The organism is Myxococcus sp. AB056 (assembly GCF_006547365.1).
Taxonomy (GTDB): domain Bacteria; phylum Myxococcota; class Myxococcia; order Myxococcales; family Myxococcaceae; genus Myxococcus; species Myxococcus virescens.
Genome location: NZ_VHLB01000151.1, coordinates 1 through 13,880, shown reverse-complemented (window position 1 = coordinate 13,880; position 13,880 = coordinate 1). Strand labels below are relative to the sequence as shown.

The 13,880-nt window shown below is 68.9% G+C and carries 8 protein-coding genes and 1 pseudogene; 7 read left to right on the top strand and 2 right to left on the bottom strand.

Features of this window, described 5'->3' with window-relative positions; genetic code table 11:
* Both FMP39_RS35745 and FMP39_RS35740 read right to left on the bottom strand, forming a co-directional pair.
* A pseudogene (locus FMP39_RS35745) lies at positions 1–986 on the bottom strand (hypothetical protein); the annotation flags it as partial.
* A gap of 27 nt (positions 987–1,013) precedes the next feature.
* Complete coding sequence (locus tag FMP39_RS35740; RefSeq protein WP_141594438.1) at positions 1,014–2,861, bottom strand: OmpA family protein; 1,848 nt, start codon at positions 2,859–2,861, stop codon at positions 1,014–1,016.
* A gap of 231 nt (positions 2,862–3,092) precedes the next feature.
* On the opposite strand from FMP39_RS35740, the gene tssI reads away from it, so the two are divergent.
* The 7 genes from tssI to FMP39_RS35705 all read left to right on the top strand — a co-directional run.
* Complete coding sequence (tssI, locus tag FMP39_RS35735) at positions 3,093–5,357, top strand: type VI secretion system tip protein TssI/VgrG (protein ID WP_141594437.1); 2,265 nt, start codon at positions 3,093–3,095, stop codon at positions 5,355–5,357.
* Between the two features lie 147 nt (positions 5,358–5,504).
* Positions 5,505–6,122 (top strand): type VI secretion system lipoprotein TssJ, encoded by a 618-nt coding sequence (tssJ, locus tag FMP39_RS35730; RefSeq protein ID WP_141594436.1) that lies wholly within the window; start codon positions 5,505–5,507, stop codon positions 6,120–6,122.
* Positions 6,119–7,486 (top strand): type VI secretion system baseplate subunit TssK, encoded by a 1,368-nt coding sequence (gene tssK, locus FMP39_RS35725; RefSeq protein WP_141594435.1) that lies wholly within the window; start codon positions 6,119–6,121, stop codon positions 7,484–7,486. Before tssJ ends, tssK begins: the two co-directional genes overlap by 4 nt.
* 15 nt (positions 7,487–7,501) lie before the next feature.
* Complete coding sequence (locus FMP39_RS35720) at positions 7,502–8,218, top strand: DotU family type IV/VI secretion system protein (protein ID WP_090493012.1); 717 nt, start codon at positions 7,502–7,504, stop codon at positions 8,216–8,218.
* Positions 8,218–11,910 carry a type VI secretion system membrane subunit TssM gene (tssM, locus tag FMP39_RS35715; RefSeq protein WP_228558618.1) on the top strand — a complete coding sequence of 1,231 codons (3,693 nt, stop codon included), beginning with the start codon at positions 8,218–8,220 and terminating at the stop codon, positions 11,908–11,910. Before FMP39_RS35720 ends, tssM begins: the two co-directional genes overlap by 1 nt.
* A 1-nt stretch (position 11,911) precedes the next feature.
* Complete coding sequence (tagF, locus tag FMP39_RS35710) at positions 11,912–12,844, top strand: type VI secretion system-associated protein TagF (RefSeq protein ID WP_141594433.1); 933 nt, start codon at positions 11,912–11,914, stop codon at positions 12,842–12,844.
* Between the two features lie 15 nt (positions 12,845–12,859).
* Positions 12,860–13,880, top strand: a 1,021-nt coding sequence (locus tag FMP39_RS35705) for a type VI secretion system ImpA family N-terminal domain-containing protein (RefSeq protein ID WP_194858708.1), incomplete at its 3' end; no start/stop codon positions are given.

Sequence of the window (13,880 nt, the reverse complement as noted above, 5' to 3'; positions counted from 1 at the left end):
GCCCCGCCTCCTCCGCCCATGAGCAGATGCGTCAGCGGTGAGAAGCTCAGGGCCGCGCCGCCAGCCCCCCTCGCCACTTGTCGTCCTCCGTCGGACGCGTTCCCTCCCCAACCGCCAGCTCCCGCGTTCCCGCCGCCGCCGCCGCCTGCTCGGACACAGACGCCACCACCGCCACCATTGGCGACGTTTTCAACGCCCCGCGCATTGGGGTGCGTCACGTCGATGCCCTCGCCCGACCTCGCTTTCGTCTCGATGGGATCTGAACCCACAGGGCAACCGACATACGGGGTCTGCCCGTTGAGCACCGTGTCGGCTTCGTACTTGCCCCCCCGGAACCCCGCCCCCTCCGCGCTGAGTTCACTGCCACTGTTCAGGGTCACGGCCCCATTCGCCACGAAAGCCAGGATGCCACCAGTCCGGCTCTCAGGGTCCCAGGCCTTGGCGCGCACCTTCGCGTTGGCGCTCACGGTCAGCGTCGTGAACTCCGGCACCCGGACCACCTGCGTGACTTCCGCCGCGTAGGAGTGCTTTAGCGGCCGGTCCAGCGTCAGGGTGAGTTCCTCCTCTTCCTCGTCCGTGGTGACGTTTGTCAGACGTGCCAGCTCCCACCGGCCCACGGCTCCTCCTTCGAGGTAGATGGGCCCGGAGTTGCCCGGCACCGTCACTGGCACCACCCCGGTGGTCTGGATGATCAACACCAGGTCACCCTCGGTGTCGGTGCCCCCCCTCGGCCCACTGAAGTCGAGGATGGGGGGTGTCTCGGACGTGCCGGTCGCCAGTGATGTCTTGATGGTCATGTCACCCGGTGCCACCGGTGCCAGGACCTGGGCGTAGTTGTTGATGACCGTGCCACCCGACCCGCCGCCGATATTCCGGGCGCCATCCTGGCCATTCCCCACCAGATAGGTATCCGGGCCCGGCAGGGCCGGCAGGGCCCAGAGCCCCACGGCCACCATCAGCGCCTTCGTCAGAGCATTCGTTCTCATCGAGATGGTTCTCCGCGGAGGCGCACGTCAGCGCTGACCGCGCCCGGACTTGTCTTGCTGTGGGTCCGCCAGCAGGAACTCCACGCGGCGGTTGTTCTCACGGCCGTTCGACGTCGCGTTGCTGTCGATGGGGCGCTCCTGGCCGTAGCCCAGGGCCTTCAGCCGCTCGGGCGCGATGTCCCGGCCGATGAGGTACTGGCGCACGGCCTCCGCACGCCCCTGCGACAGGCGGCGGTTGTCGTCGGGGAAGCCCCGGTCGTCCGTGTGCGCGCCCACCACGACGAGCGGAATCTCCGGGTGCTCCCGGATGACGCGCGCCACCCAGTCCAGCAATTCATAGGAGCGCTTCTGGATGCGTGCCTGCGTCGGCTCGAAGAAGACCTTGCCCATCACCACCAGGCGGTCCGGACGAATCTCCACCAGCGGAAGGATGTGCAGCGGGCAGCCCAGGTTCTTGGCGTCCCCCGGCTCATTCACACAACTGTCCGCGCGGTTGGGCACGCCATCCTTGTCCGTGTCCGACTCCGGGCAGCCATTGCGCTCGATGGGACCGGCCTCGTTCGGGCACTCGTCCTTGTCGTTGTCGATGCCGTCGCCGTCCGTGTCCCGCACCGGGCAGCCCCGGTTGTCCGCAGGCCCCGGGTCCGACGGGCAACTGTCGATTTCGTCGGGGACCTCGTCACCGTCCTGGTCCGGAATCGGGCAGCCCTGGCGCGCGGCGGGACCGTGCTCCAACGGGCAGCCGTCCAACATGTCTTCGATTCCGTCGCCGTCCGTGTCCTGCGCCGAGCAGCCCTGGCGCGCCACATCTCCCGGCACCAGCGGACACTTGTCGTCGGCGTTACGCACGCCGTCGCCGTCCTCGTCCATGTCCGGGCACTCTTGAATCTTCGCCTCGGGCGGCAACCCCATCTCACACCGGACCGAGGACTCACCCGGGCCCCGCGGCGGCGTCACGTTGCCGAAAGCCCCGCCCACCATCAGCCGGAACAGCGGCGTGCCGGGCGCCGCGCCCACGCCCACGCCCGCCAGCGCGAACATCTCCAGCGACGAGCCCACCAGGTAACGAGCGCCAGGAAGCAACTCCACCGATGTCGGCTGCTCCGTCAGCGGCACCATGCCCCGCACGTTGAGCTCCCAGCGCAGCCGCTTGCCCGTCGTGGCCAACGCCACGCCCAGGCGCAACTCCTGGCCCACCTCATCCTCGGTTTCGCCCGTGCGGTCCGTCAGCAGCACGCGCGGGCGCTGCAGATAACCAACCTCCAGGCCCGCGCGGATGAAGCCGAAGTGCCGTCCCACCATCACCCGCGGCGACAGGCGGAGCCCGCCATCATCGCGGGCAAAGGCCCCCTCGCTGCCCAGCGGCAGCCCCGCCGCCACATCCAAGGCCAGGTCCACCCCACCCGCTTCCGTCTGCCGCAGCAAGCCGAAGCGCGCGCTCACCACCGGCGTGGACAGCGCCTGACTGGCGGGCACGGCAATCCCATAACGCGCCATGCCAACGTCATCGCCGCCCTGGAACGCCACCATGGGAACCTGCAAGCCCACCTGAAGCCAGTCCAACGGGGCATACGCGGCGGCCAGATGCGCCGTGGTGCGTCCAGAGACGATGGCCACCTCGGACTGCTCGCGAATGAGGTTGTCCATGTAGACGAGCGGCTGATGCGCGTAGTGCATCATCACCGTCGCGCGGAACGCCCCCACGGGAAGCAGTTCACCCATGCCGACGAGGAGCGAGCCCTCCGCGCCGGGATTCAGCTCCAGGCGCTCCAGGTCGAAGCCTCGCAACACGGGTGCTTCCTGCGCCCCGGCGGACAGCGACGTCAGCGCGAGTGCCAGCGCGAGCCCGCGGTGCAGGAGCTCTTTTCTTCTCATGGTTCTCCCCGAAGCCGTCTGGGTACCCCGGGAAGACCCGCAGTTTCAAGCCAGCCCCCCTTTTCCACTCTACACCGAAGTCCGACCTGGAATGGGGTGGCCCCAGTGCCAGCGGACGTCCGCAATGAAAATTTCGTGTCAGGCCCCCCTGGTACGCCAATTCGTGGCATGCTGCCGCACCACAATCGGGCCAAATCCTGATGGACGAGGCCCCGCGCTGGGGGACCGTGGATGATCGCGAACGCCGCCTTGAAAGCCAACCAGGCTGAGTTCGAGTTCCAGGCAGGTTCCTTCACCGCCGGAGAGCTGGCCGTCCTTGGATTTGAAGCCGAGGAGACGCTGTCCCAGCCTTACGCGGTGGAGGTGGCGCTGGCCGCCCGGCCGGACGTGGACGTGGATGAGAAGGCGCTGCTGGGTCAGGACGCGCGGCTCACCATCATGCTCGGAGACGGCACCGCGCGCTTCTTCCACGGCATCGTGTCGCGCATGTCACGGTGGGATGAAGGCAATGGCCCGGAGCGCCGCCGCTACCGCGCCACCGTGGTGCCGCGGCTGTGGACGCTCCGGCACCGCCGCAAGAGCCGCATCTACCAGGAGATGACCGTCCCGGACATCGTCCACAAGGTGCTGGACGAGGCCAAGGTGGAGCACCGGCTGGCGCTCACCGGCACGTACCCCAAGCGCGACTACTGCGTGCAGTACCGCGAGTCCGACCTCGACTTCGTGTCCCGCCTCCTGGAGGAAGAAGGCATCTTCTACTTCTTCGAGCACGGCGAGGACGCCCACATGATGGTGATTGGCGACGGCGCCTCCGCCAATCCCGAGATGCAAGGCGAATCCAAGCTCGTCTTCCGCGAGCGCAGCCAGATGGTTGCCTCGCAGGAGTACGTCCACGAGCTGGTCTCCCGCATGGAGGTGCAGCCCGGCGCGGTGGCCCTGCGCGACTACAATTTCCTGCGTCCCGCCCAGGACCTGGGTGCCAGCTCCGAGGCGGAGGACGGCGAGGCCGCGCTCGAAATCTACGACTACCCCGGCCGCTATGAAGAGCCCGCGCCCGGCCGCAGCCTGGCGAAGGTGCGCCTGGAGGAGCTGCGCGCTCGGGCGGAGACGGTAACGGGCGCCAGCTACAGCCGCCGCATCTGCGTGGGCCACTCCTTCGAGCTGGCGGACCACCCGGACGAGTCCGCCAACCGCAAGTACCTGCCCGTCTCCGTGCGGCACCTGGGCCACCAGTCGGAGGCGCTGAGCATCGAGCAGGGCTCCCTGCGCAGCCGGGAGGACTACCGCAACGAATTCCTCTGCCAGCCCGCGGAGGTGCCCTTCCGCCCGCCGCGCGTGACGCCCCGGCCGGTGATTCCGGGCGCGCAGACGGCCATCGTGGTGGGCCCCAGCGGTGAGGAGATCCACACCGACGAGCACGGCCGCATCAAGGTCCAGTTCCACTGGGACCGCGAGGGCAAGAACAACGACAAGAGCTCCTGCTGGATCCGCGTCAGCCAGGCCTGGGCGGGCCCGGGATGGGGCGCCCTGTACCTGCCGCGCATCGGCCATGAGGTCGTCGTCGAGTTCCTCGAGGGCGACCCGGACCGGCCCATCGTCACCGGCAGCGTCTACAACGGGGCGAATCCGACGCCCATCGACCTGCCCGGCAACAAGACGCAGAGCACGCTGCGCTCCAGCTCCAGCCCCGGCGGCGCGGGCTCCAACGAGCTGCGCTTCGAGGACGCGGCCGGCAGCGAGCTCGTCTATCTGCACGCGCAGAAGGACTTCAACATCGTCGTGGAGAACGACAAGACGCAGGAGATCCGCGGCAACGAGACGTTGCTGGTGCGCAAGGACCGCTCCCGCGTCATCGAGGGCAACCAGGCCCTGCTGGTGAAGAAGAACGACGACAGCACCGTCACCGGCAACCAGACGCTGGCCGTCACGCAGAACCGCTCCACCACCGTGGGCGGCAACCACACCGAAGCGGTGGCCGGGGACCAGTCCATCAGCGTCAGCGGCAACCAGGCCCTCACGGTGGCCATGGCCTCCGCGGAGACGGTGGCCCTGGGGAAGATGCTCAACGTGGGCGGCGCGCTCGCCGTCACCGTGGGTGCCGCCTTCAACGAGCTGGTGGGCGGCCTCAAGTCCGAACAGGTGGGCGGCGCCAAGGTGGAGGTCGTCGGTGCCAAGAAGTCCGAGACGGTCAAGGGCGCCCGCACGCTCCAGGTGGGCGGGGACCTCTCCGAAGAGGTGGGTAAGTCCCGCACGCTCAAGGTGGACAAGGACATGCTGGTCAGCGTGGCCGGCAAGGTGAACCACGCCGCCAAGGACGCCTACACCCTGTCCGCCAAGGAAATCTCACTGGTTGCCCAGGAGCAGTTCACCCTCAAGGTCGGCTCCGCCACGCTCCAGGTGAAGAAGAACGGGGACGTGGTCATCAAGGGCGCCAAGATCGAGGTCACCGCGACAGGCGACGTCGTCATCAAGGGCTCCAAGATTTCCGAGAACTAGGAGCAGACAGAGAACCGCCATCTGGGGGGTGGCTTGAATCCTGTCCGTCCTGTCTGGCAGTTTACGCTTCGCACGGAAGTTGTAAGGACCCGTGCGTTCTTTCAAGGAATACGAATCTTGGCGCTAGGACACACAGGCGCCGGTCGGGTGTGGAATGCCGGCCGGAACCTCCGGTGGGGTGTGGTCATCGCGCTCGCGGCCGCCTTGAGCGGGAGCGCGGGCTGCGTGAAGCGTGTGCCCCAGGCGTGTGAGACGCCGCCGCCGTTCCAGGTGGTGGTGGATGCGTCGGAGCAGCTCAATCCCGACGCGCGCGGGCGCTCGCTGCCCACCGTGGTGCAGATCGTCCAGCTCAAGGACAGCGTCCGGCTGGAGCGCGCGGGCTTCAAGGACCTGTGGGGCAAGCCGGAGGAGTTCCTCAAGGAGGACCTGCTCCAGGTGGCCGAGCTGGTGATTCCGCCCGGCCGCCAGGTGAAGCGCTGGGTGCAGCGTGATCCGAAGGCCCGCTTCGTCCTGGCCATGGGGCACTTCCGGCAGCCGCTGGGCTATTCGTGGCGGACGGTGGCGGCGCTCCCCGTGGTGGAGGAAGCGCGCTGCGTGGAGCGCCCCGCGGGTGACCAGGGCGACCCGAAGCCGGGGGACGAGGTCTTCCGCTACCGGCTGCAAGGCTATCAGATTGACCTGATGTTCCGGCCCATGACGCAGGCGCCGGAGCCTCGACTCCAACCCCAAGCAGGCGACGGCGTGTCGCCGCGGAGAGGTGTATGAAGTCCGTGCAGCGAGTCGTCTGGTCGGAGGGCATGTTCATGAGCCCCCACCACCTCCAGCAGCAGGACCTCTACCACGAGCAACTGCTGGATCAGCGGCTGGCCTCGCTCGAACCGTATCCCTGGGGCGTCGTCGCCCTGGAGTTCGACATGGAGGCGCTGCGCGCCGGCCAGGTGCAGCTGACCCACTTCACCGGCATCCTCCCCGACGGTCTTCCGGTCTCCTTCGAGTCCGGAGACGCGGAGGCGCCGCCCGCTCGGCCCGCGGATGGCTACTTCCCGCCCGCCCAGCGCACCCTGGACGTGTACCTGGGCGTGCCGCGCGAGCGCAGCGGCGTGGAGAGCTTCGGCAGCGGAGAGCGGCTGGGCAGCAGCCCGCGCTACACGCCCGCCTCCCGCCCCGTCAGTGATTTGACGGCCTCCACCTCCATCTCGCAGGTGGCCTTCGGTCAGCGCAACGTGCGGCTGCTGTTCGGCACCGAGCCGCGCGACGACTTCGAGTCCATCAAGCTGTGCGAGCTGTCCCGCGACCGCTCCGGCAACTTGATGCTGGTGGAGTCCTTCATCCCGCCGTGCCTGCGCATCGACGCGTCCCCGTTCGTCATGAACGAGCTGCGGACGATGTTGCGGCTGATGGTGTCCAAGCAGCGGCAGTTGTCCTCGCGGCGGCGGCACCGGGACGCCTCGGCGCTGGAGTTCACCGCGGGCGACGTGACGCTCTTCCTGGAGCTCAACGCGCTCAACGGCACCATCCCCTTCCTCCAGCACGCGCTGGACGCGGGCAACCTGCGGCCCAGGGACTTGTACCTGGCGCTGGCGCAGTGCGCGGGGCAACTGTGCACCTTCTCCGTCAGCGCGGACCCGTCCACGCTGCCCACCTTCCAGTTCACCAACCTGCGCGCCACCTTCGAGGAGCTGTTCCGCCGCCTCTCCGAGCTGATGCGCGCGGTGGCGCTGGAGCAGTGCCTGTCGGTGGACCTGACGGCGGGCGCAGACGGCATGTTCCGCGGCCGGCTGGAGGACGACCGGCTGGAGCGCTGCGGCCACTTCATCCTCGCGGTGCGCAGCGAGCTGCCGGAACGCGTGGTGGCCGAGCAGCTCCCCAAGCTGTCGAAGGTGGCCGCCTGGGAGGACATCCGCGCGCTGGTGCAGGCCGCCGCGCCCGGTGTGCCGCTGGCGGTGACGTACCGGCCGCCGCCCGAGGTCCCCGTGCAGCCGGGCACCGTCTACTTCAGCCTCTCCATGAATGACGGCTACTGGAGGAATGTGATGCGGGACCGCAATCTCGCCATCTACCTCCCGCAGCCGTTCGACGCGAGCCGAACGACCGTGGAACTGCTCGCGGTTCCCACCGCCAATCGCTGACGCCCCGAGCCGCCCATGGACCGAGTCACCGAAGCCACGAAGGATTGTTTCGACGCCGCCATCCAGTTGCGCGGCTCCGAAGCCTCGGCGGTGCCGCCGCCCGAGACGCTGCACCACCGCCTGCGCGGCGTGGTGGACGAGACGCTGCGCCGCGCCGCCGTGCTGGGCTTCAGCCATCAGGACGCCCAGGACATGGCCTACGCGCTGGTGGCGCTCATCGACGAGGTCGTCCTGGGCCGCCCGGAGGAGTACCGACAGCTCTGGATGCCCCTCCAGCTCCACTACTTCAACGAGAACGTCGCCGGCGACGGCTTTTTCGCGCGCCTCAACACCGTGCGAAAGGACCCGCACCGGCACGAGGTGTTGCAGGTCTACTACCTGTGCATGCTCTTCGGCTTCCAGGGCCGCTACCGCATCCGCGGCGGCGAGCTGGAGCTGATGACGCTCATCGACACGGTGCAGAAGGACCTGGAGCGCGCGCGGCCCTTCGACTTCGACGTGCTGTCGCCGCACGGGGACCGGCCCACCGAATCACTGCTGTCCAAGCGCAAGAAGGCGTCAATGGTGGGCATCTCCGCCGGGGCGCTCGCGGTGGCCGTCCTGTTCTACGGCGTGCTGCAGTTCTTCCTCAACGACAAGGTCGGTGAGCTGAGAAGCCGCATCGAGGTCCACGCGGCCCGCAACACGGCGACGAGCGCCAGCCAGACGCAGGCAGCGGGAGGGGCGCAGTGATGGCGTACCTGTTACCGCTGTTGGGCATCGGCGCGCCGATGTTCGCCCTGATGACCTACCTGGGCCTCTCCATGCAGCAGGCGGCCATCGTCGCCGCGCTCGCGGGCATGCTGGCCGCCGGCGTGGTGTGGCTGGTCAAGCGCATCCGCGCGCGTGCCGCCGCCAAGAAGCTGGAGGGCGCGCTGGCGGCGCAGGCGGATGAGCAGGCCACCACCGTGCGGCCGGACCTGCAGCCTGAAATCAAGGCCATGCAGTCGGAGTTCACCAAGGCGGTGGAGGCTCTCAAGGCCTCCAAGCTGGCGCGCGGTGGCAAGGACGCGCTGGCGGTGCTGCCCTGGTACCTCATCGTCGGCCCTCCGGGCGCCGGCAAGAGCACCGCGCTGCGCAACTCCGGGCTGAAGTTCCCGTATCTCTCCGCGCGCGGCGGCGTGCGCGGCGTGGGCGGCACGCGCAACTGCGACTGGTGGCTGACCAATGAGGCCGTGCTGCTGGACACGGCCGGCCGCTACACCAGCGCCGAGGAGGACCGGCCGGAGTGGCTGGCCTTCCTGGACACGGTGGCGAAGCACCGCCCCAGCCGTCCCATCAACGGCCTCATCGTGGCCATCAGCGTCAGCGAGCTGCTGAACGCGGACCCGCAGGCCGTGGGGGAGATGGGGCAGACCATCCGCGAGCGCCTGGATGAAATCACGACCCGGCTGAAGATGCTGGTGCCGGTGTACGTGATGATCACCAAGTGCGACCTGCTGCCCGGCTTCGTGGAGATGTTCTCCGACCTGTCGCGCGTGGAGCGCGGGCAGATCTGGGGCTTCACCGTGCCGCTGGAGCAGCAGCGCGAGGCGAGCACGGACCTGTTCCGCGAGCGCTTCGACCAGATGCTCTCCGTGCTGGAGCAGCGCTCGCTGCGCCGGCTGGGCCAGGAGCGCCGGCTGGAGACGCGCGAGAAGATCTACGGCTTCCCGCAGAAGTTCGACGCGCTCCGGAAGAACCTGGCGGAGTTCCTCCAGCCGCTCTTCCTGGAGAACGTGTTCCAGGACACGCCCGTCTTCCGCGGCCTGTACTTCAACAGCGGCACGCAGGAGCTGCGCCCGGTGGACAAGGTGTCCCCGTCCGCCGCGGAGATTTTCGGCAGCACCAACGGCCGCGCGCAGACGGATGGCGCCACGGACGGCCGCAGCTACTTCCTCTGGGACGTCTTCACCAAGGTGATGTTCCAGGACCAGCAGGTGGCGGTGCGCAGCTCGCTGGAGGAAGCGAGGGTGCGCCGCCAGCGGATGATATTGGCCAGCGCGGCCTCCGCCGCCACGGTGCTGCTGTTGTCGCTGCCCACGGTGTCCTTCTTCAAGAACCGCAACATGGCGGAGGCCGTCACCGAGGCCATCACCAGCGTAAATCTGGACCCGCGTGACGACATCCGCCGCGTCGAGGACCTGATTCCGCTGCGCAACCGGCTCCAGGAGCTGACGGAGTACGAGGAAGGCAGCGCTCCGGTGTTCATGCGCTTCGGCCTCTACCAGGGCCAGAAGCTGCTGCCGCAGGCGCGCCAGTTCTACAACGCGGCGCTGCGCCGGGTGCTGCTCGGCAAGCAGTTCGAGCTCATCCAGCAGCGCCTGGACAGCTTCGGGAAGAACCCGGACCTGCTGACGGTGCGCAGCGACGAGGACTACAGCAAGCACTTCGACGCGTACCGCCAGTACTTCGACGACTTGAAGATGTACCTGCTGGTGACCACGCCCCGCGACCCGCGCGAGCCGGAGCTGGACGAGCTGCAGCGCAAGTGGCTCCAGGACGAAATCGTCAAGCACTGGAAGCGCGTGCGGGGCGACGCGGTGGACGAGCGGGCGGTGGCGAACCACGCGGAGACGTTCCTGCTGATGCTCGCCAACGAGCAGATGCTCCCCGAGGAGCAGAAGCCTGCGCGCGAGCAGCGCATCGCCTTCAGCCGCGTCACCGGCGTGGTGCAGTCGGCGCGCCGCTCGCTCAACAACGTGCCCCTGGTGCGGCTGGAGCTGGCGCAGCTGGTGGCCAACATGAGCGGCGCGTACCCGGACGTGACGCTGGAGCAGCTCGTGGGCTCGGTGCCGCAGATGAGCGCCACCTCGCGCGTGCGGGGCGCCTTCACGCGCAAGGCCTACGACGACGTCATCCGCGAGCGGCTGGACCTGGCCTTCCAGGACCAGCAGTCGTGGGTGCTGGACCGCGATGAGAAGGTGGACACGGTGAGCTCGCGGCGCGAGCTGCGCACCCGCTACTTCGAGGCCTACACCCAGGAGTGGAAGGACTTCCTCGGCTCCATCCGCGTGCAGGCACCGGAGAACCTGACGCAGATGGAGAGCCTGCTGACGAACCTGACGCGCGGCAAGCCCAAGCCCTACGGGCGGCTGTTCCGCGCGCTCACGTACAACGTGGTGCTCGACAAGCGCGACGCCAAGGCGGCGGAGGCCGACACGGGCTTCCTGGCCAAGGCGGGGAAGCTGTTCGGCTCGGAGCCCGGGAAGGACGTGCCGCAGAAGCGCGAGCTACTGAACGCCAACTCACCTTCCGGCGCCCAGGAAGTCACGGCCCGCGACCTGGAGCGCGAGTTCGCCTCGCTCATCCGCTTCGCCACGGAGACCTCCAAGACGGAGGACGGCGAGGAGTCCCTGACGGCGCTGGATTCGTATGAAGACCAGCTGGCCACCGTCCAGACGACGCTGCTGGCGGTGAAGGACAAGCCGGCCGAGTCCGGCCTGCTGCTGGACAAGATTGAGTCCACCCGCAACAACGTGGAGATGATGGTCCGCAAGCAGACGGACAACGTCGCCATTTTCGAGCGGCTGCTGCTGCCGCCGTTCCAGGAGATGCGCTCGGTGGTGTTCGTGGGCGTGGCCTGCAACAAGAGCAAGCTGTGGCAGGACCAGGTGGTGACGGCGTGGAGCAGCGCCTTCAAGGGCAAGTACCCGTTCGACCGCGCGTCGCAGGCGGACGCGCCGCTGCCCGAGGTCGCGGAGTTCCTGCGCCCCGAAGGCGGCCTGGTGCGCAAGTTCGTCAAGGAGCAGCTCCTGGAGGACGTGGTGGCCACCGGACGTCGGTGGGAATTCACCTCCTCGGGCGGCGTCATGTACCGGCCTGACCTGCTCGGCTTCCTCGAGAAGACGGGCGCGCTCTCCACCACGCTCTTCCCCGGCGGCGACACGGTGGACCCGCTGGTCCGCTTCCAGGTGCGCCTGCGCCCGGGCGTCTCCGCGGACGGCATGGCGTCGCAGATTTCATCCATCACCCTGACGCTCGACGGTACGGACGAGACGTACCGAAACGGCCCGGACACGGTGTGGAAGCCGATGATCTGGCCCGGTCAGGCAGGCAAGCTCGGCGCCCGCATCACCGTGCAGAGCGCGGATGGTTCCACGGAGACGACGCTGGAGGCCGAGGGTGACTGGGGCCTGTTCCGCCTGCTGGAGCGCGTCAAGCGCATCGAGCCCAGCGCGGACGGCCGCTACTTCACCGCGACGTGGGAAATCGAGGAGATGAACGGCGCGCTGGTCTCCATCGACTTCCGTCCGGAGCGCACCGCCAACCCGTTCTTCGGGATGTCGGGCAACACGTCCAAGCTGCTGGCCATCTTCCGTGACCCGGGGTTGCAGCCGCCGACGACCATCGCTCGCAAAGGCGAGTGCGCGCCGCAGGCCATCGCGGCGGATAGGGTTCATTGACATGGCAGTGCAGTCGCCGCGCATCGGCCTGCTGGGCAAGACGCCCCGACAGGCCGAGTTCATCCGCCACAACGCGGCCACCCCGCTGGCCCTCCAGCTCTACGGCTGGATGGAAGCGGGTGTGGAGCGTTCGCGAAGAGCCCGGGTGGACCTGCCCGCCGAGCCCGTCTGTTTCGTCTTCACCGCGCCCGGCCAGAAGCACGCGCTGGTGGGGTTGATGGCGCCCAGCCAGGACAGCGTGGGCCGGACATTCCCGCTGGCCATCTTCACCGAGGTGTCCTCGGCGGAGACGGCCTCGCGGCTCGCGTTGACGCCGGAGGCGTACCAGCCCTTCCTGCGCGCCGCCGGTGCGCTGGCCCAGTCCGCCGCGGAGTTGGAGGTGCCACAACTGCTGGAGCGTGTGGCGGCGCTGCCCCTGCCAGGGCCGGGGGACTACAGCCTCGCGAAGCGGCTGCTCAACGCCGTGCTGGCGGAGCACCACACCGTGGACCTGCTGGGCCCGGTGGTGGAAGGCACCCCGGAAGGTGGGCGCTACTACGCGCTGCACACCTTCCTCACCGCGTGCGCGGGCGAGCGCGGCAAGGAGCAGTCACCGGCTGGCGTCACCCTGGACTGTCCGCTGACCACGCACGTGGGCCCCGTAGCCTGGCTGGAGCTGTCCTCGCGACTGCTCAAGTGGACGCACCAGCCTCCGGCCTTCTTCTGGTCCGACGGCGAGAAGCCCCGGCTGCTCATCAGCCTGGGAGCGGCCTCCCCTGCCCTCTTCCTCGCGCTGGCTCAGCCCAGCCGTCCGGGCGCCCAGGTGTGGCCGCTGCGCACCGAGCGCCCCGCCGCCATCGACAACGCGCGCAAGGGCCTCACGGCCTCTGCGCGGCAGGTCATCGACGCGCCGTCCACCACCCTGGAACAGCTGTTGCAGACGCTTTCGCGCTGAAGCCCCACCACGCCTATGCCTCCCACCCTGGAACAGCTTCGTGAACGTGCCCTCCCCTGGGCCGAGCCCGTGCCGGGGGCGTCCCCGGCCGGCGTGCAGGCGAAGCACGAGCCCGCATACGAGGCCGTCGCGCTGGAAGTCGCGAAGTTGGAGTCTCCGGCCAGCAACGCCGTGCGCTGGGATGACGTCGTCGAGGGCGCCAGCGAGCTGCTGAAGCACACCACCAAGGACCTCTGGCTCGCCTCGTACATGGCCTATGGCCTGTATGCCACGCGAGGATTGGACGGCGCGGCCACCGGCACGGCCGTGCTCGCCGAGGTGACGGAGCGCTACTGGCAGGACCTCTTCCCGGAGGCGAAGCGGCTGCGCGGCCGGGCCAACGCCGTGGCCTGGTTCGTGGACAGGCTGGGCCGCATCCTGCCCACCGTGGACCAGGCCTCCGTGAGCGCGGAGCCCCTGGATGCGCTGGCGGTCGCGGTGAAGCGCCTGGCCCAGCTCTCACGCGAGCGGTTCTCCGACATGGCCCCCGCGTTCGGGCCGCTCCAGGACGCCATCGCCCGGCTCCGCGCCGGACTCCCCGAGCCCGAACCCGCGAGCGTACCGGATGGACGCACCGCGTCCTCGGAAGACGCAGACGCCTCGCAGCCGCCGGTGGATGGGACTGCGCCGTCCCAGGGCGAGGACACCCCGTCCGGCGAGGATGGAGAGACCGCCGTGCGCGCGGCGGACTCCACGCATGCCACGCGGCCTGGAGCGCCTCCGGACGGTGCTGAAACGTCCACGAGCGGCAATGGCAACCGTTCCGCTCGGGAGGCGGGCACTGCCAGCGCCAAAGGCAAACCTGCTCAATCCAGCGGTGCTGGAAGCAGCGCCGCCCCGGTCAAAGGCAACACCGCCCAGGGCAATCCCACGACAAAGAGCGCCCCCACCCCGGCCAAAAGCAACACCGCTCAGGACACCGCCAAAGGCAGCGCAGCCAGCCAGGGCGGCGCCTCCGCTAACGGCACACCCGCCCCACCGCGCGCCGCCATCGAAG

Bases quoted from the DNA above. Each gene is read 5' to 3' on its own strand.
- FMP39_RS35740 (WP_141594438.1), bottom strand. From the start codon at position 2,861: ATGAGAAGAAAAGAGCTCCTGCACCGCGGGCTCGCGCTGGCACTCGCG.
- tssI (WP_141594437.1), top strand. From the start codon at position 3,093: ATGATCGCGAACGCCGCCTTGAAAGCCAACCAGGCTGAGTTCGAGTTC.
- tssK (WP_141594435.1), top strand. From the start codon at position 6,119: ATGAAGTCCGTGCAGCGAGTCGTCTGGTCGGAGGGCATGTTCATGAGC.
- FMP39_RS35720 (WP_090493012.1), top strand. From the start codon at position 7,502: ATGGACCGAGTCACCGAAGCCACGAAGGATTGTTTCGACGCCGCCATC.
- tssM (WP_228558618.1), top strand. From the start codon at position 8,218: ATGGCGTACCTGTTACCGCTGTTGGGCATCGGCGCGCCGATGTTCGCC.
- tagF (WP_141594433.1), top strand. From the start codon at position 11,912: ATGGCAGTGCAGTCGCCGCGCATCGGCCTGCTGGGCAAGACGCCCCGA.